The organism is Ottowia sp., assembly GCF_016703145.1.
GTDB lineage: Bacteria > Pseudomonadota > Gammaproteobacteria > Burkholderiales > Burkholderiaceae_C > Ottowia.
In genome coordinates this window covers 1,070,001-1,087,375 of sequence record NZ_JADJCO010000003.1, presented here as the reverse complement: position 1 = coordinate 1,087,375, position 17,375 = coordinate 1,070,001, and the positions used below count along the sequence as shown (strand labels likewise).

Annotated in this window: 13 protein-coding genes and 2 rRNA genes (1 of these 15 only partly in view); 4 read left to right on the top strand and 11 right to left on the bottom strand. The window is 66.5% G+C overall.

The genetic code is table 11. From position 1 onward, the window contains the following. Positions 1–159: 159 nt before the first annotated feature. The 3 genes from IPG65_RS08875 to IPG65_RS08865 all read left to right on the top strand — a co-directional run bounded on the left by IPG65_RS08875 (position 160) and on the right by IPG65_RS08865 (position 4,947). On the top strand, positions 160–3,093 hold the full coding sequence (locus tag IPG65_RS08875; protein WP_293188856.1) for a ribonucleoside-diphosphate reductase subunit alpha: 2,934 nt from the start codon (positions 160–162) through the stop codon (positions 3,091–3,093). A gap of 118 nt (positions 3,094–3,211) precedes the next feature. Beyond that, on the top strand, positions 3,212–4,375 hold the full coding sequence (locus IPG65_RS08870; RefSeq protein ID WP_293188855.1) for a ribonucleotide-diphosphate reductase subunit beta: 1,164 nt from the start codon (positions 3,212–3,214) through the stop codon (positions 4,373–4,375). A gap of 185 nt (positions 4,376–4,560) precedes the next feature. Beyond that, positions 4,561–4,947: a histone gene (locus IPG65_RS08865; RefSeq protein ID WP_293188854.1), complete on the top strand. Its 387-nt coding sequence runs from the start codon at positions 4,561–4,563 to the stop codon at positions 4,945–4,947. A gap of 145 nt (positions 4,948–5,092) precedes the next feature. On the opposite strand, the gene IPG65_RS08860 is transcribed toward IPG65_RS08865, so the two are convergent. The 7 genes from IPG65_RS08860 to IPG65_RS08830 all read right to left on the bottom strand — a co-directional run bounded on the left by IPG65_RS08860 (position 5,093) and on the right by IPG65_RS08830 (position 11,164). Continuing rightward, complete coding sequence (locus IPG65_RS08860; RefSeq protein ID WP_293188853.1) at positions 5,093–5,998, bottom strand: carbohydrate kinase family protein; 906 nt, start codon at positions 5,996–5,998, stop codon at positions 5,093–5,095. 66 nt (positions 5,999–6,064) lie between these two features. Beyond that, a complete protein-coding gene (locus tag IPG65_RS08855) occupies positions 6,065–7,072 on the bottom strand; it encodes a zinc-ribbon and DUF3426 domain-containing protein (RefSeq protein WP_293188852.1) in 1,008 nt (335 codons plus the stop codon). A 52-nt stretch (positions 7,073–7,124) separates the two neighbouring features. After that, positions 7,125–8,009, bottom strand: coding sequence for a 50S ribosomal protein L11 methyltransferase (gene prmA / locus IPG65_RS08850; protein WP_293188851.1), 885 nt, complete (start codon positions 8,007–8,009; stop codon positions 7,125–7,127). 91 nt (positions 8,010–8,100) lie between these two features. Further along, positions 8,101–9,450 (bottom strand): acetyl-CoA carboxylase biotin carboxylase subunit, encoded by a 1,350-nt coding sequence (accC, locus tag IPG65_RS08845; RefSeq protein WP_293188850.1) that lies wholly within the window; start codon positions 9,448–9,450, stop codon positions 8,101–8,103. Positions 9,451–9,469: 19 nt separating this feature from the next. Further along, on the bottom strand, positions 9,470–9,931 hold the full coding sequence (accB, locus tag IPG65_RS08840; RefSeq protein WP_293188849.1) for an acetyl-CoA carboxylase biotin carboxyl carrier protein: 462 nt from the start codon (positions 9,929–9,931) through the stop codon (positions 9,470–9,472). 91 nt (positions 9,932–10,022) lie between these two features. Next, positions 10,023–10,571 (bottom strand): TlpA disulfide reductase family protein, encoded by a 549-nt coding sequence (locus IPG65_RS08835; RefSeq protein WP_293188848.1) that lies wholly within the window; start codon positions 10,569–10,571, stop codon positions 10,023–10,025. After that, entirely contained in the window at positions 10,568–11,164 is a 597-nt protein-coding gene (locus IPG65_RS08830) for a hypothetical protein (protein WP_293188847.1), read from the bottom strand. Before IPG65_RS08830 ends, IPG65_RS08835 begins: the two co-directional genes overlap by 4 nt. A gap of 157 nt (positions 11,165–11,321) precedes the next feature. Here IPG65_RS08830 and mpl point away from each other — a divergent pair, with 157 nt between their 5' ends. Then, positions 11,322–12,782, top strand: coding sequence for a UDP-N-acetylmuramate:L-alanyl-gamma-D-glutamyl-meso-diaminopimelate ligase (gene mpl / locus IPG65_RS08825; RefSeq protein ID WP_293188846.1), 1,461 nt, complete (start codon positions 11,322–11,324; stop codon positions 12,780–12,782). An 84-nt stretch (positions 12,783–12,866) separates the two neighbouring features. Here mpl and IPG65_RS08820 read toward each other — a convergent pair whose 3' ends face one another. From IPG65_RS08820 to IPG65_RS08805, 4 genes are all read right to left on the bottom strand, one after another. Next, entirely contained in the window at positions 12,867–13,988 is a 1,122-nt protein-coding gene (locus IPG65_RS08820) for a 3-deoxy-7-phosphoheptulonate synthase (RefSeq protein WP_293188845.1), read from the bottom strand. A gap of 304 nt (positions 13,989–14,292) precedes the next feature. Further along, a complete protein-coding gene (tldD, locus tag IPG65_RS08815) occupies positions 14,293–15,753 on the bottom strand; it encodes a metalloprotease TldD (protein WP_293188844.1) in 1,461 nt (486 codons plus the stop codon). Positions 15,754–15,905: 152 nt separating this feature from the next. Next, positions 15,906–16,018: ribosomal RNA gene (rrf, locus tag IPG65_RS08810) — 5S ribosomal RNA — on the bottom strand. Positions 16,019–16,135: 117 nt separating this feature from the next. Beyond that, positions 16,136–17,375: ribosomal RNA gene (locus tag IPG65_RS08805) — 23S ribosomal RNA — on the bottom strand (it continues 1,629 nt past the right edge of the window).

Below are 17,375 nucleotides of genomic sequence, written 5' to 3'. Positions count from 1 at the left end.
ACATCTAGTGTCTTGCTGTTCGATCAGCCACAAGATATAGTGCGTCCGTCCGTTTCGCCCCCATAACATCACCACACCGGGCCACGGACCACGGCCCCGACAACCGGCCGCCATGCCGCGCCATCCGTGCGCCCGTTCACGCTTTCACCAGAGGACTCCATGCAGACAGCCCGCAGCGCCACGCCCGCCTCCCGTCAACCCGCCCTCTCCGGGCCGCAAGCGGCCAGCGGCACGCCGATGGTGGCCAACGCCGCGCTGGCGCACTACCAGATCATGCGCCGCAACGGCGCGGTGGTCGCTTTCGAGCCCAGCAAGATCGCGGTGGCGCTGATGAAGGCGTTCCTGGCCGTGCATGGCGCGCAAGGCGCCGCCTCGGCCAGCGTGCGCGAAGTGGTGGACGGCCTGACCCAGGCCGTGGTGCGGGCGCTCATGCGCTCGCGTCCGGGCGGTGGCACCTTCCACATCGAGGATGTGCAGGACCAGGTCGAGCTGGGCCTGATGCGCAGCGGCCACCACGAAGTGGCCCGCGCCTACGTGCTGTACCGCGAGCGCCGCGCGCAGGAGCGCCTGAAGCAGGGCGAGCAGGCCGCGCCGGCCGCGCCGCAGATCCACGTGCTGGATGGCGGCGAGCGCGTGCCGCTGAACGCGGCGGCGCTGCATGCGCTGCTGCAGTCGGCCTGCGCCAACCTGGGCGACCACGTGAGAGCCGAGCCCATCGTCACCGAGACCATGCGCAACCTCTACGACGGCGTGCCGCTCGACGAGGTCTACAAGGCCTCCATCCTGGCGGCCCGCACGCTGATCGAGAAGGACCCCGACTACACCTATGCCACCGCCCGCCTGCTGCTGCACACGATCTTCAAGGAAGTGCTGGGCCGCGAGATCACCCACGCGGAAATGAGCGAAGGCTATGCCGACTACTTCCCGCGCTTCATCAGGAAGGGCGTGGACAACGAGCTGCTCGACGAGCGCCTGCTGCAATACGACCTGGCGCGCCTGGGCGCGGCGCTGAAGGCCGAGCGCGACCTGAAGTTCGACTACCTGGGCCTGCAGACCCTGTACGACCGCTACTTCCTGCACGTGCGCAAGACCCGCATCGAGCTGCCGCAGGCCTTCTTCATGCGCGTGGCCATGGGCCTGGCCCTCAACGAGATCGACCGCGAGGCGCGCGCCATCGAGTTCTACGAGGTGCTGTCGTCCTTCGATTTCATGTCGAGCACGCCGACCCTCTTCAACAGCGGCACGCTGCGCTCGCAGCTGTCGAGCTGCTACCTGACCACGGTGCCGGACGACCTCGATGGCATCTACGAGTCGATCAAGGAAAATGCGTTGCTGTCCAAGTTCGCCGGCGGCCTGGGCAACGACTGGACGCGCGTGCGTGCTTTGGGCAGCCACATCAAGGGCACCAACGGCGAGTCGCAGGGCGTGGTGCCCTTCCTCAAGGTGGTCAACGACACCGCCGTGGCCGTCAACCAGGGCGGCAAGCGCAAGGGCGCGGTGTGCACCTACCTGGAGACTTGGCACCTGGACATCGAGGAGTTCCTGGAGCTGCGCAAGAACACCGGCGACGACCGCCGCCGCACGCACGACATGAACACGGCCAACTGGATTCCCGACCTGTTCATGCGCCGCGTGATGGAAAAGGGCCACTGGACGCTGTTCTCGCCCTCCTCCGTGCCCGATCTGCACGACCTGTTCGGCGCCGATTTCGAGCGCGCCTACGTGGCCTACGAAGACAAGGCCGCGCGCGGCGAGATCCGGCCCAGCAAGACCATCCCGGCCACCGACCTGTGGCGAAAGATGCTCTCGATGCTGTTCGAGACCGGCCATCCCTGGATCACCTTCAAGGACGCCTGCAACGTGCGCTCGCCGCAGCAGCACGCCGGCGTGGTGCACTCGTCCAACCTGTGCACCGAGATCACGCTGAACACCAGCGACACCGAAACCGCCGTCTGCAACCTGGGTTCGGTCAACCTGCTGCAGCACCTGAAGGACGGCGGCGTCGACCACGAGAAGCTGAAGAAGACGATCTCGACGGCGATGCGCATGCTCGACAACGTGATCGACATCAACTACTACGCCGTGAAGAAGGCGCGCGACTCCAACCTGCGCCACCGCCCCGTGGGCCTGGGCGTGATGGGTTTCCAGGACGCGCTGTACCAACTGCGCATTTCCTACGCCAGCGAGCAAGCCGTCGAGTTCGCCGACCGCTCGATGGAAGCCATCTGCTACCACGCCTACTGGACCTCGACCGAGCTGGCCCGCGAGCGCGGCCGCTATTCCAGCTACAAAGGCTCGCTGTGGGACAAGGGCATCCTGCCCATCGACTCGCTGGACCTGCTGGCGCAGGCGCGCGGCGGCTACGTCGAAGTGGACCGCTCGGTCTCGCTCGACTGGGACGCGCTGCGTGCCAAGATCCAACAGGACGGCATGCGCAACTCCAATTGCGTGGCCATCGCGCCGACGGCGACCATCTCCAACATCATCGGCGTCGATGCCTCCATCGAGCCCTGCTTTGGCAACCTGTCGGTCAAGTCCAACCTGTCGGGCGAGTTCACCGTCATCAACCACTACCTCGTGCACGACCTCAAGCGCCTGGGCCTGTGGGACGACGTGATGGTGATGGACCTCAAGCACTTCGACGGTTCGCTGCGTCCGATCGACCGCGTGCCGCAGGACATCAAGGCGCTGTACGCCACGGCGTTCGAGGTCGAACCCCAATGGCTGGTGGAAGCCGCCGCCCGTCGCCAAAAGTGGATCGACCAGGCCCAGTCGCTGAACATCTACATGGCCGGCGCCTCGGGCAAGAAGCTGCACGACACCTACACGCTGGCCTGGCTGCGCGGCCTCAAGACCACCTACTACCTGCGCACCACCAGCGCCACGCACGCAGAAAAATCGACGGTGCAGTCGAGGCGCCTGAACGCCGTGTCCTCGGGCGGCAACGCTGGAATGGCGGCGGCGTCGGCGGCCACGATGAGCGCGCTCGACCGCGCCGCCATGGCCGCGCCAGCGCAGTTGGCCGACGGCGCGCCGGCCACCGACATCAAGTTCTGCGCCATCGACGACCCGGGCTGCGAAGCCTGCCAGTAAGCCTGATCGCGCGACGGGCGCGCGCCGCGATGCCTTGTCGCAACACACCCCTGAGCAACGCGCGGGAAAGCTTTGCTTTTCATAGCGTTGCTCCCATAATCGGAGCATTGGAAAAGCCATGTTGACCTGGGACGACGACGCACAACCCGCCACGCTGCAACCTCGCTTGCAGCCGGTGTCCGAAACGCTGTCCTCGGCCGCGCGGGGATTCGCCGCCGCCAAGGCCTCGCCGGCCATCGCGGCACCCGCCGCCAGCCCCAGCCAGCGCCGCGTCAACGCCGCCGACAAGCGCATCATCAACGGCCAGACCGACGTCAACCAGCTGGTGCCGTTCAAGTACAAATGGGCGTGGGAGAAGTACCTCGCCACCTGCGCCAACCACTGGATGCCGCAGGAAGTGAACATGAACCGCGACATCGCGCTGTGGAAGGACCCGAACGGCCTGACCGAGGACGAGCGCCGCATCGTCAAGCGCAACCTCGGCTTCTTCGTCACCGCCGACTCGCTGGCCGCCAACAACATCGTGCTGGGCACCTACCGCCACATCACGGCGCCCGAATGCCGTCAGTTCCTGCTGCGCCAAGCTTTCGAGGAAGCGATCCACACGCACGCCTACCAGTACATCGTGGAGTCGCTGGGCCTCGACGAGTCGGAGATCTTCAACGCCTACAACGAGGTGCAGTCGATCCGCGACAAGGACGAGTTTCTGATCCCCTTCATCGAGGCGATCATGGACCCCAACTTCCACACCGGCACGCCCGAGACCGACCAGCGCCTGCTCAAGAGCCTGATCGTCTTCGCCTGCCTGATGGAGGGTTTGTTCTTCTACGTCGGCTTCACCCAGATCCTGGCGCTGGGCCGGCAGAACAAGATGACCGGCGCCGCCGAGCAGTACCAATACATCCTGCGAGACGAGTCGATGCACTGCAACTTCGGCATCGACCTGATCAACCAGCTCAAGCTCGAGAACCCGCACCTGTGGACGCCCGAGTTCAAGGCGGAGATCAAAACGCTGTTTCAAAAAGCCGTCGAGCTCGAGTACCGCTACGCCGAAGACACCATGCCGCGTGGCGTGCTCGGCATGAACGCCTCCATGTTCAAGGGCTACCTGCGCTACATCGCCAATCGACGCGCCACGCAGATCGGTCTGGAAGCACTCTTCCCGAACGAGGAAAACCCGTTCCCGTGGATGAGCGAGATGATCGACCTGAAGAAAGAGCGCAATTTCTTCGAGACCCGGGTGATCGAGTACCAGTCGGGCGGCGCTCTCTCGTGGGACTGACCAAGCGACCAGATCGTGTGCTCATCCAATCAGCAACCCAGCCGTGGCGCCCTGGCGCCACGGCTGGGTTGCGCCCGTGTTCATGGTGATGGACTCTTCTCCAGTGCCATGAATCGCTTTGTGTGTCCCAACAGGCACGAAGCGTTTCCTGCTGTTGATGGTTCAACTTGATCAAGGAGAAAAACATGGCAACTGCGAAGAAACCGGCCGCCAAGAAGGCCGTAGCGAAGAAAGCCCCGGCCGCCAAGAAAGCCGCACCGGCCAAGAAGGCCGTAGTCGCCAAGAAGGCGGCGGCGCCGGCGAAGAAAGCGGCACCTGCCACGAAGGCCGCGCCCGCCACGAAGGCAGCGCCGGCCAAGAAGGACGCGCCGGCCAAGAAAGCAGCGCCCGCCAAGAAGGCCGTACCGGCCAAGAAAGCTGTCGTCGCCAAGAAAGCGGCACCGGCCAAAAAGCCTGCAGCAGCAAAAAAAGCGCCGGCCAAGAAAGCGGCAGCCAAAAAGGCCGCCCCCGCGGCGAAAACCACGCTGAGCCCGCAGGCGGCGTGGCCCTTCCCGACGCCCAACAAGCCTTGAGCATCGAAGAAGACCTCGCCCCGTCCAGGCTGGGGTTTCCTTCACCCTCCAAGCCCGGCACGCGTCGTCGTGACGGGCTTTTTCTCGTCCAGGCCGCGAAGGTCAGCCACCAGGGTTCACCAGCCGGCGCGAGCCATCCACGAGCTCACGCGACACCCGGCGCCACGCCATCCACCACATAGTTCTGCGGCCCGCGCGAGGCGACCTTGAGCGCCCCGAGCCGGTTGCCGAGCGCCGCGCAGCGGGCCAGCGGCCAGCCCTGCTCCAGCCCGTACAGCAGCGCGCCGCGCCAGGCATCGCCGCAGCCGGTGGGGTCCACCACCTCCGCCGCCCTGACGGCGGGTACAAGGGTCCTGCTGCCGTCTTCCCAGATCTCGCAGCCTTCGCCGGCCAGCGTCACCACCAAGCCACGGACTCGGCGCGACAGCTCGGCCAGTTCCACGCCCATGCGGTCGCACAGCATGCGTCCCTCGTAGTCGTTCACCGTGACCCAGTCCGCCAGCTCGACGAAGTGCGCCAGCTCGGCGCCGTCGAACATCGGCAGGCCCTGGCCGGGGTCGAACACGAAGGGAATGCCCGCGGCATGGAACTGCTCGGCGTGCTGCAACATCGCGTCGCGCCCGTCGGGCGAAATGATGCCCAGCCGGATATCCGGCCGCGACGGCACGCGCGTGGCGTGCGCCTGCATCATCGCGCCCGGGTGGAAGGCGGTGATCTGGTTGTTGTCGCGGTCGGTCATGATCATGGCCTGCGCGGTGTAGGTGCCGTCGATCTCGCGCACGAACTCGGTGCTGATGCCCAGCGCCTCCAGGCGCCCCAGGTAGTCCGCGCCGTCGTTGCCCACGGTGGCCATCGGCAGGGGCTCGCCACCCAGCTGGCGCATGGCATAGGCGATGTTGCCGGCGCAGCCGCCGAAGTCGCGCCGCAGGCTCGGCACCAGGAAGGACACGTTCAGGATGTGGAGCTGGTCGGGCAGGATCTGCGCCGCGAAGCGCCCCTCGAAGCCCATGATGGTATCGAACGCCAGAGAGCCGCAGATCAGAGTCGCCATGAGAAAAGCAATGGGTTGGAAAGCTGGAAAAGCGCGCCGCGCCACCCGAAGGTGGCCACGCCGCCGTCAGGGATAGAACGCGTTGAGCCGATAGCCGACGATGGCCGAGGGTTGGGACGCGTCGGCCACGGTCAGCGCGCTGGCGCCGCTGAACTCGCCGCGCGCCGCCAGGGCCGCCGGTGCGCCCAAGTCGGCCGGGTGGACGACGCGGCGCACCATCACCTGGTCCTGCACATCGGTCAGGGCCAGTTCGAGGGCCGGCGTCGCCACCGGCAGGCCGGCGCTGTTGCGCAGGGTGAGGCTGAAGCGGAACGCATTCGGTCCTTCGCGGTTGAAGCTGGAACTGTCGATGACGATCGCCTCCAGGCGCCGGTAGGGCTGGACGGCGCACCCCAGCGGGTGGCACAGCGCGGCCAGCGCGGGGGCGAGTTGCGGATGGCGTGCGGCCAGCCAGTCGCGCTGGCTGACGATCATTTGCAGCCCCAGGCCCAGCGCCAGCACCACCACGGCCAGCCCCAGCCCCAGCCGCACGGGGCGCGACGCCCAAAACGCGCGGCGCCGCGCCTGCGCGACGAAGGACGGCGTCTCTTGCGGTGCATCGTCCGCGGCGGATGGCGCGGATGGCAAGCCGTCGCCCGGATCGAACTGAGAGTCCTCCTCATTCCGCCCCAGGTCGCTGAGGACGAAATCGACCGTGGTGACAGGCTCGGCGGCGGCCGGGTCTGCGACCAGCGGGACTACCACCGGCACGGCAGCGCCAACGTCCGCGCTGGCGGCCCCGGCTGGTTCGGCCGCCTCATCAGGCCAGGCCACCGGGGACACCGCCACGGCATCGGGTTGATCGGGCTGGCGCAGCAGGGATGCGAAATTAGGAATGGGCTCGGGCGCTGGCACGGACACCGGCGCTATGGTTTGAGGCACTTCGGCGCCCAAGCCCTGCGGCTGCAGATGCGCTTGCGCATCGAACACTTCCGCGCAATGCCCGCAGCGCACCCAGCCGGCCGAGATGCGCAACTGGTCCGGCACGACCTTGAACAGGGTCGAGCAGGCGGGGCAGCACGTGATCAGGTTCATGGTTGCGGCGATTGTAGGCAGGCGCCCCACCCGCGCCCCGCCCGTGCGAGGCTCAGACGCGGCGCGCGGTGAGCAGCACCCAGCCATCCTCGCGGTCGGCCACTTGCAGCGCCAGATCGGGCCGGTAGGCCGCCTGCAGTTCCTCGGTCTGCCGCTCCAGCACGCCGGCCAGCACCAGCGCGCCACCGGGCGCGACGTGGCCGCACAGCAGCGGCGCCAGCACCTTCAGCGGCGTGGCCAGGATGTTGGCCAGCACGGTGCCGTACAGGCCCTGCGCCTGATCGGGCAGGCCGGCGGCCAGCCGCACGCCGTTGGCGGCGGCGTTGTCCCGGGTGGCGCGGACGGCGGCCTCGTCGATGTCGACCGCATCCACCTGCGCCGCGCCATGCAGCGCCGCGCCGATGGCCAGGATGCCGGAGCCGCAGCCGTAGTCCAGCACCCGCTGGCCTCTCAGGTCCGTCCTTGCGATCCAGCGCAGGCACATGCGGGTGGTGGGGTGCGTGCCGGTGCCGAAGGCGAGGCCGGGGTCGAGCCGGATCACGCGCTCGGCCCGCGCGGGCACGTCGTGCCAGCTCGGCACGATCCAGAAGCTGGGGGTGATCTGCACCGGCTCGAACTGCGACTGCGTCAGACGCACCCAGTCCTGCTCAGGCACGGGGGCGATGGTCTGCACCGCGCTGCCGGCGAAGAAGTCCTGCGCCGGCAACAGCCGCGCCGCCTCGCGCGCGCCGGCCTCGTCGGCGAACAGCGCCACGACCGCGGTGCGCGCCCAGCCCTCGGCCGGCGGCGGCAGGCCGGGCTCGCCGAACAGCGCGCGCTCGGCCTCGGTGCCTTCGTCCGCGTCCTCCACGCCGACGCTGAGCGCATCCAGGGCCTGGAGCGCGTCGCAGACCGGCTCGACGGCATCTTCCGGGCAGATCAGCCGCAGTTCAAACATGGCATTCACTACAAAATAAATAGCTTTCAGCGAAATATTGGTGCGGGCTTGAGCCCGATCTGGCTCAAATAACCCAGGCGCCGCCCGGCCGCTAGCGACGGTGCTCGCTCAGCCACTTCTCCAGGTAGTGGATGTTGGTGCCGCCCTCGCGGAAGCGCGCGTCCACCATCAACTCGCGGTGCAGCGGGATGTTGCTGCTGATGCCTTCCACCACCGTCTCGGCCAGCGCCGTCTGCATGCGGGCGATGGCCTGCTCGCGCGTGTCGCCGTAGACGATGATCTTGCCGATCATGGAGTCGTAGTTGGGCGGCACGAAGTAGTTGTTGTAGACGTGCGAATCGACCCGCACGCCCGGCCCGCCCGGCGGGTGCCACAGCGTGATGCGGCCCGGCGAGGGGGTGAACTTGAACGGGTCCTCGGCGTTGATGCGGCACTCGATGGCGTGGCCCTTGAGCTGGATCTGCCGCTGCGTGAAGGGCAGCTTCTCACCCGCCGCCACCATGATCTGCGTGCGCACGATGTCCACGCCGGTGATCCACTCGGTCACCGGGTGCTCCACCTGCACGCGGGTGTTCATCTCGATGAAGTAGAACTCGCCGTTCTCGTACAGGAACTCGAACGTGCCCGCGCCGCGGTAGCCGATCTTCTTGCACGCGGCCACGCAGCGCTCGCCGATGCGCTCGATCAGGCGGCGCGCGATGCCCGGCGCTGGCCCCTCCTCGATCACCTTCTGATGGCGCCGCTGCATGGAGCAGTCGCGCTCGCCGAGGTAGACGGCGTTGCGGTACTTGTCCGCCAGCACCTGGATCTCGATGTGGCGCGGGTTCTGGAGAAACTTCTCCATGTACACGGCCGGGTTGTTGAAGGCCGCCGCCGCCTCGCCCTTGGTGGTCTGCACGGCGCCGATCAGCGCCGCTTCGGTGTGCACCACGCGCATGCCGCGCCCGCCGCCGCCGCCGGCGGCCTTGATGATCACCGGGTAGCCGACCGCCTTGGCGATGCGCTTGATGGCCGCCGGGTCGTCGGGCAGCTCGCCCTCCGAGCCGGGCACGCAGGGCACGCCGGCCTTGATCATGGCCTGCTTGGCGGACACCTTGTCGCCCATGATGCGGATTGACTCGGGCGTGGGGCCGATGAACTGGAAGCCGCTTTTCTCCACGCGCTCGGCGAAGTCGGCGTTCTCGCTCAGGAAGCCGTAGCCGGGGTGGATGGCCTCGGCATCGGTCACTTCGGCGGCCGAGATGATGGCCGGCATGTGCAGGTAGCTGTGCGCCGAGGGCGCCGGGCCGATGCACACCGCCTCGTCAGCCAGCTTGATGTACTTGGCGTCCTTGTCGGCCTCAGAATAGACCATGACGGCTTGAATGCCCAGCTCACGGCAGGCACGCTGCACGCGCAGAGCGATTTCGCCGCGGTTGGCGACCAGAATCTTCTTGAACATCCGCTGCTCCGCGGTTGGCTTATTCGATGACGAACAACGGCTGGCCGTATTCCACCGCCTGGCCGTTCTCGCCCAGGATCTGGGTGATGGTGCCGGACTTCTCGGCATCGATCTCGTTGAGGATCTTCATCGCCTCGATGATGCACAGCGTGTCGCCCTCGTTGACCTTCTGGCCCACTTCGACGAACGACTTGGCGCCCGGGCTGGCCGCGCGGTAGAAGGTGCCGACCATCGGCGACTTGACGATGAAGCCCCTGATCTCGGCCACGGCGGCCGGCGCGGGGCTGGCCGCCGCCGGTGCGGGAGCCGGTGCCCCGCTGGCCGCAGCCGGAACCGGATGCGGCACGATCAGGGCTTGCGCCGGCGCCGCTGGCCCGCCCTTGACGATGCGCACCTTGCCTTCGGCTTCGGTGATCTCGAGTTCGGAGACGTTGGATTCCGACACAAGGTCGATCAGAGTTTTGAGTTTGCGCAGGTCCATGAAGCGTTTTCGTTAAATTTGCCTCATCTTAACCAATTTGGACGCAACTTTCCCGATTTGATTTCAATTTCTACAACTCGACGCCAGCGGATCAGCCGCGCCAGACCGCGAGATCGGCCGGCTGGATCTGTCCGATCTTGCGGTGCCGCAGCGCACCCTGGGCATCGAACACCACGCTGAACGGCAGCCCGCCCGCCGCGTTGCCCAGCGCCCGGGTCAGATCGACCCCTGCCAGCCCCGCCAGCGCCACCGGAAAGCTGACCGGCGCGCGGGCCAGGAAGCGCCGGACGGGCTCCACCTGATCGACCGCCAGCCCCAGCACCTGCCAGCCGCCGGCCCGGTTGTCGGTGTAGAAACGGCTCAGCAGCGGCAGCTCCTCGACGCACGGCGGGCACCAGGTGGCCCAGAAGTTGACCAGCAGCGGCCGGCCCCGCAACTCCGCCAGCGCCAGCGTGCCGCCCTCGGGCGTGGGAAACGAGTGCCCCCAGAATCCGCTGGTGTCGGCCTCTTCCAGCCGGAAGCGCTGCCACGCCACGCCGGCGCCTGCGGCGGCGGCCAGGGCGGCCACGCCCGCCAGCACCCAGCGGCGGCTGCCGCGCGCGGGCGCGGCAGCCGGCGGGGTCGGTCCCGGCGCCGTCATGCCTGGGTCTCCCGCGCCATGCGCTGCGCCAGCGCCTGGCGGTCGCCGCGCGGCGGCTGGCCGTCGGTGCCAGGCTTCAGGGCACCGCGCAGGTCGCCCCAGTCGTGAATCATCAAGTGCACGCCGATGGGCTCGCCCAGTTCCGGGCAGGGGCTGGAAAAGCTCAGCGCCTCCACCGCCGCGCCGTTGAAGCCGGCCACGGTGCGCGCGACGTGGTCCACGCGGTGATCGATCAGCGCGATCTCGGCGGACTTGGGGTCGTCGCAGAACAGTTGCAGGTGGACGTCGCAGCGGCGCGTGGCGGTGCCGTTCCACACCGCGCCGCACAGGTGCGGGCGGAACTCGGCCAGCCGCTCCATCCACTGCAGCGCCAGCCGGCGCAGCGCCGCCAGTTCAGCGGGCTGGGTGTCGGCGTGGAACAGCGCGAGGTAGGCGCGCACCTCGGCCTCGACCAGGTCGTTGGCCGGCAGCGCCGTGCGCGGAGGGGCGCCCAGCGTCTTCTGCGCGCGGCGCTTGGCGGCGCCGTAGTCCAGCCCGTCTTCGACGACCAGCCGCGCGGCGACGGCGGCGATCTCGTGCGTCAGGGTTTCCATGGGCCGCATTCTGCCCTGCGGCGGCGCGCGACGGCAGCGCCGGCCTCCGCCCATCCTGTTTTGATAGCTGCAAGCGCAGTATCCATATAGGCTGCAGCCGATTTTCATCCGAAAACCGGCCCGGTCGCCGTCTTGAAAGCCGCCTAGAATCGGCCGCATGCACATTCACATCCTGGGCATTTGCGGCACCTTCATGGGCGGCTTGGCGGCGCTGGCGCGCGAGGCCGGCCACCGCGTCACCGGCTGCGACGCCCAGGTCTACCCGCCGATGAGCGAGCAGTTGCGCGCCCTCGGCATCGACCTGATCGAGGGCTATGGCGCCGACCAGTTGGCCCTGGCGCCCGACGTCTTCGTCGTCGGCAACGTCGTGTCGCGCGCGCGGCTGGTGGACGGCTCGCCCAAGTTCGCGCTGATGGAGGCGATCCTGGACGCCGGCGCGCCCTACACCAGCGGCCCGCAGTGGCTGGCCGCGCACGTGCTGCAGGGCCGCCACGTGCTGGCGGTGGCGGGAACGCACGGCAAGACGACCACCACGTCAATGCTGGCGTGGGTGCTGGAGGCGGCCGGCCTGTCGCCCGGCTTCCTGGTGGGCGGCGTGCCGCTGAACTTCGGCGTGTCGGCCCGATTGGGAGGCGGTGCTTCGCCCGAGCCGTCGCCGGGCGGCCCCAAAGCGGCGAGCGCCCCCTCGGGGAGCGTGAGGGCCACATTCGTGATCGAGGCGGACGAGTACGACACCGCCTTCTTCGACAAGCGCAGCAAGTTCGTGCACTACCGCCCGCGCACGGCGGTGCTGAACAACCTGGAGTTCGACCACGCCGACATCTTCGACGACCTGGGGCAGATCGAGCGCCAGTTCCACCATCTGCTGCGCACCGTGCCGCCCAGCGGGCGCGTGGTCGTCAACGACCTGGAGGAAAGCCTGGCCCGCGTGCTGAACCAGGGCTGCTGGAGCGAGCGGCGCGGCTTCGGCGCGGCGGTGAGCGACTTCAGCGCCGTGGGCGATGCGTCGGACTTCGAGGTGCTGCAGCGCGGCCGCACCGTCGGCCGCGTGCGCTGGGCGCTGTCGGGCATGCACAACCAGCTCAACGCGTTGGCGGCAATGGCAGCCGCCGAGCATGTGGGCGTGGCGCCCGCGCAGGCCTGCGAGGCGCTGGCGCGCTTTCAGAACGTGCGCCGCCGCATGGAGGTGCGCGGCACCGTGGCCCGCGCGGGCGGCGCCGTCACCGTCTACGACGACTTCGCCCACCACCCGACCGCGATCCGCACCACGGTGGACGGCCTGCGCCGCCAGCTCGACGCGGCGGGGCGCGGGGGCGAGCGCATCCTGGCCGTGTTCGAGCCGCGCAGCAACACGATGAAGCTGGGCGCCATGAAGTCGCAGCTGCCCTGGGCGCTGGAGCATGCCGACCTGTCCTTCTGCCACGCTGGCGGGCTGGACTGGGACGCCGCCGCCGCGCTGGCGCCGCTGGGCGCGCGCGCGCAAGTGGCGCCGTCGGTGGCCGAGATCGTGCGGCAGGTCGCCGCCGCCGCGCGGCCCGGCGACCACGTGCTGTGCATGAGCAACGGCGGCTTCGGCGGCGTACACGGGCTGCTGCTCGAATCACTCCAAAAACAATAGCTGCCAGCGCTTATTTCGCGCTGGCTGGAGCCCGTTTTCACTCAGAATCCCGCTGCCGGCACAGGCCGGGCGGCGGCAGGGCCGTCAACGCGCGCGGCGCGCCCGCACCGCGTCGGCCAGCAGCTGCAGGATGGTCCGCGAGCCGTCCCAGCCGATGCAGGCGTCGGTGATGCTCTTGCCATACTCCAGCGCGCTCACGTCGTCCTTGCCGGGCGTGAACTTCTGCGCGCCGTCGTGCAGGTGGCTCTCGACCATCACGCCGAAGACGCGGCGTGAGCCGGCGCTCACTTGTGCAGAGATGTCGCGCGCCACGTCGAGCTGGCGCTCGTGCTGCTTGCTGCTGTTGGCGTGGCTCATGTCCACCATCAGCGCGGCGGGCAGCTTGGCGGCCTCCAGTTCCTGGCAGGCGGCCTCGACGCTAGCGGCGTCGTAGTTGGGCGTCTTGCCGCCGCGCAGGATGACGTGGCAGTCCCTGTTGCCCTCGGTCTGGACGATGGCGACCTGCCCGTTCTTGTGCACCGACAGGAAGTGGTGCCCGCGCGCCGCAGCCTGGATGGCGTCGGTGGCGATCTTGATGTTGCCGTCGGTGCCGTTCTTGAAGCCGATGGGCGCCGACAGGCCGGAAGCCAGCTCGCGGTGCACCTGGCTCTCGGTGGTGCGGGCGCCAATGGCGCCCCAGGCGATCAGGTCGCCGATGTATTGCGGCGAGATCACGTCCAGGAACTCGCTGCCCGCCGGCAAGCCGAGACGGTTGATGTCGATCAGCAGCTGGCGCGCGATGCGCAAGCCCTCATCGATGCGGAAGCTCTCGTCGAGGTAGGGATCGTTGATGAGGCCCTTCCAACCGACGGTGGTGCGCGGCTTCTCGAAGTACACGCGCATCACGATCTCCAGCGCGTCGGCATAGTGGTCGCGCAGCGGCTTCAGGCGACGGGCATAGTCCAGCGCCGCCGCCGGGTCGTGGATGGAACAGGGGCCGATGACGACCAGCAGGCGGTCGTCCTGGCCGCCGATCATGCGGCGTATGGCCTGGCGCGTGCCGCCGATGAGCGACTCGACCGGCGTGCCGCGGATGGGGAAGAAGCGGATCAGGTGTTCGGGTGGAGGCAGCACGGTGATGTCCTTGATGCGCTCGTCGTCGGTCTGGCTGGTGCGATCCTGCGGGGAGAGCTTGGTCTCGGAGTCGGGCACGGCTTTGGCGTTCATCGGAAGCTTTCTGGAGGAAGTCGAAATGAGGTGATCGGGCACAAAAAAACCGCCGGGCGGATCGCGTCGGCGGTTCTTGTCGAAAGGTCTGCTGTGGGCTTACACGTCCGCCTCTCGTCCGCCGGGGACCGAGAACCAAAAGTAGAAGTCAAAAGCGACCGAGGGTTTCATCACGGTGAGAATGTAGCACAGCTCGGGGATGGGCTTGAGCCGCATGCTGAGCGGCTGCCGATTGCTCCTTAAAGATAGCTTCAGGCAAAGACTGGATGCGGGCAGAAGGCCATTTTCACCGAAATACCGATGGTCATGCCGTGCCGCCCACCGTCAGGCCGTCGATGCGCAGCGTCGGCTGGCCGACGCCGACCGGCACGCTCTGCCCTTCCTTGCCGCAGGTGCCAACGCCGGAGTCGAGCGCCATGTCGTGGCCGATCATGGTGATCTTCTTCAGCGATTCCGGGCCGCTGCCGACGAGGGTCGCCCCTTTCACCGGGTACTGGATGCGGCCGTTCTCCACCCAGAACGCCTCGCTGGCCGAGAAGACGAACTTGCCGCTGGTGATGTCCACCTGACCGCCGCCGAAGTTGGTCGCGTACAGGCCGCGCTGGATGCTGGCCACGATCTCGCGCGGATCCTTGTCGCCACCAAGCATGTAGGTGTTGGTCATGCGCGGCATCGGAATGTGCGCGTAGCTCTCGCGCCGGCCGTTGCCGGTCGGCTTGACCTTCATCAGGCGCGCATTCATCGTGTCCTGGATGTAGCCCTTGAGGATGCCGTCCTCGATCAACACGTTGCGCTGGGTCGCGTGGCCCTCGTCGTCCACGTTCAGGCTGCCGCGGCGGTCGGCGATCGTACCGTCGTCCAGTACCGTCACGCCCTTGGCGGCCACGCGCTGGCCGATGCGGCCGCTGAACGCGCTCGAACCCTTGCGGTTGAAGTCGCCCTCGAGTCCATGGCCCACCGCCTCATGCAGCAGCACGCCCGGCCACCCCGGCCCGAGCACCACGGTCATCTCGCCGGCAGGCGCCGGCCGCGATTCCAGGTTGGTGAGGGCCGCGCTGACGGCCTCGTCCACGTAGCGGCGCACCAGCGCATCGTCGAAACAAGCCAGGCCGAAACGGCCGCCCCCGCCGAAGGAACCGACCTCGCGCCGGCCGTTCTGCTCGGCAATCACCGTCACTGACAGCCGCACCAACGGCCGCACATCCGCAGCCAGCGTGCCATCGAGCCGGGCGATCAGCACCACGTCGTATTCGCTGGCCAGCCCCGCCATCACCTGCACCACGCGCGGATCCTTGGCACGGGCCATTCGCTCGATCTGCTCCAGCAGGCGCACCTTGGCCGTGCTGTCGAGCGAGGCGATCGGATCCAGGCCGTTGTAAAGCGTGCGGCCGGTCGCCACCTTGCGCCGAGGCAGCTTGATGCGCCGGCTCTGGCCCGCCGCACCGATGGTCCGCACCGTCTGCGCCGCATCGGTCAACGAGGCCAGCGAAATGTCGTCCGAGTAGGCAAACGCGGTCTTCTCCCCCGCCACCGCCCGCACGCCCACGCCCTGATCGATGGAAAAGCTGCCAGTCTTGACGATGCCTTCTTCCAAGCTCCAACTCTCCGCGCGCGTGTACTGGAAGTACAGGTCCGCATCATCAACTTGATGGGACGAGATCAATCCGAGGGTTCTGCCCAGATCGCCCTCGCTCAGGTCGAAAGGCGCAAGCAGCAGTGCGTCGGCCGTGGCCAAGCGCTCGATGGTCGGTTCGCGGGACATCATGGTTCGATTGTAGGCATCTGGCGACCAATCGGCTCGGCACGCCTGAGCAGCGCAATCAGATCGAACGCCCAACCGCACAAAACAAAGAGACGAAAATCGAAGCCACAAAAGAAAACGCCCGGTCTTTCGACCGGGCGTCTCTCGCTGTAATAGCCTGACGATGTCCTACTTTCACACGGGAACCCGCACTATCATCGGCGCTAAGGCGTTTCACTGTCCTGTTCGGGATGGGAAGGAGTGGTACCACCTCGCTATGGTCATCAGGCATAACTTTTTGCCGCCAAGCCCATGGGCTTGAGCGACCAATTCATAGAGCAAATCAGCTTTTATTTGAATACGTCACTTGGCATAACCACCTTGATCGGCCTTAGACCAAAGTTATAGGGTCAAGCCGCACGAGCAATTAGTACTGGTTAGCTTAACGCATTACTGCGCTTCCACACCCAGCCTATCAACGTCCTGGTCTTGAACGACTCTTCAGGGGGCTCAAGGCCCCGGCAGATCTCATCTTGAAACGAGTTTCCCGCTTAGATGCTTTCAGCGGTTATCTCTTCCGCACTTAGCTACCCTGCGATGCCACGGGCGTGACAACAGGTACACCAGCGGTGCGTCCACTCCGGTCCTCTCGTACTAGGAGCAGGCTTTCTCAAATCTGCAGCGCCCACGGAAGATAGGGACCAAACTGTCTCACGACGTTTTGAACCCAGCTCACGTACCTCTTTAAATGGCGAACAGCCATACCCTTGGGACCGGCTACAGCCCCAGGATGAGATGAGCCGACATCGAGGTGCCAAACACCGCCGTCGATATGAACTCTTGGGCGGTATCAGCCTGTTATCCCCAGAGTACCTTTTATCCGTTGAGCGATGGCCCTTCCATACAGAACCACCGGATCACTATGTCCTGCTTTCGCATCTGCTCGACTTGTCAGTCTCGCAGTTAAGCACGCTTATGCCATTGCACTATCGTCACGATGTCCGACCGTAACTAGCGTACCTTCGAACTCCTCCGTTACGCTTTGGGAGGAGACCGCCCCAGTCAAACTGCCTACCATGCACTGTCCCCGACCCAGATAATGGGCCCAGGTTAGAACCTCAAACACACCAGGGTGGTATTTCAACGTTGGCTCCATGCGATCTAGCGACCGCACTTCAAAGCCTCCCACCTATCCTACACAGATCTGTTCAAAGTCCAATACAAAGCTACAGTAAAGGTTCATGGGGTCTTTCCGTCTTTCCGCGGGGAGATTGCATCATCACAAACATTTCAACTTCGCTGAGTCTCTGGAGGAGACAGCGTGGCCATCGTTACGCCATTCGTGCAGGTCGGAACTTACCCGACAAGGAATTTCGCTACCTTAGGACCGTTATAGTTACGGCCGCCGTTTACTGGGACTTCGATCAAGAGCTTGCACCCCATCAATTAATCTTCCAGCACCGGGCAGGCGTCACACCCTATACGTCCACTTTCGTGTTTGCAGAGTGCTGTGTTTTTGATAAACAGTCGCAGCCACCTATTTATTGCAACCCATTCGTGCTCAGATGTTCTCATCACACTACTAGGGCACACCTTCTTCCGAAGTTACGGTGTCAATTTGCCGAGTTCCTTCTCCAGAGTTCTCT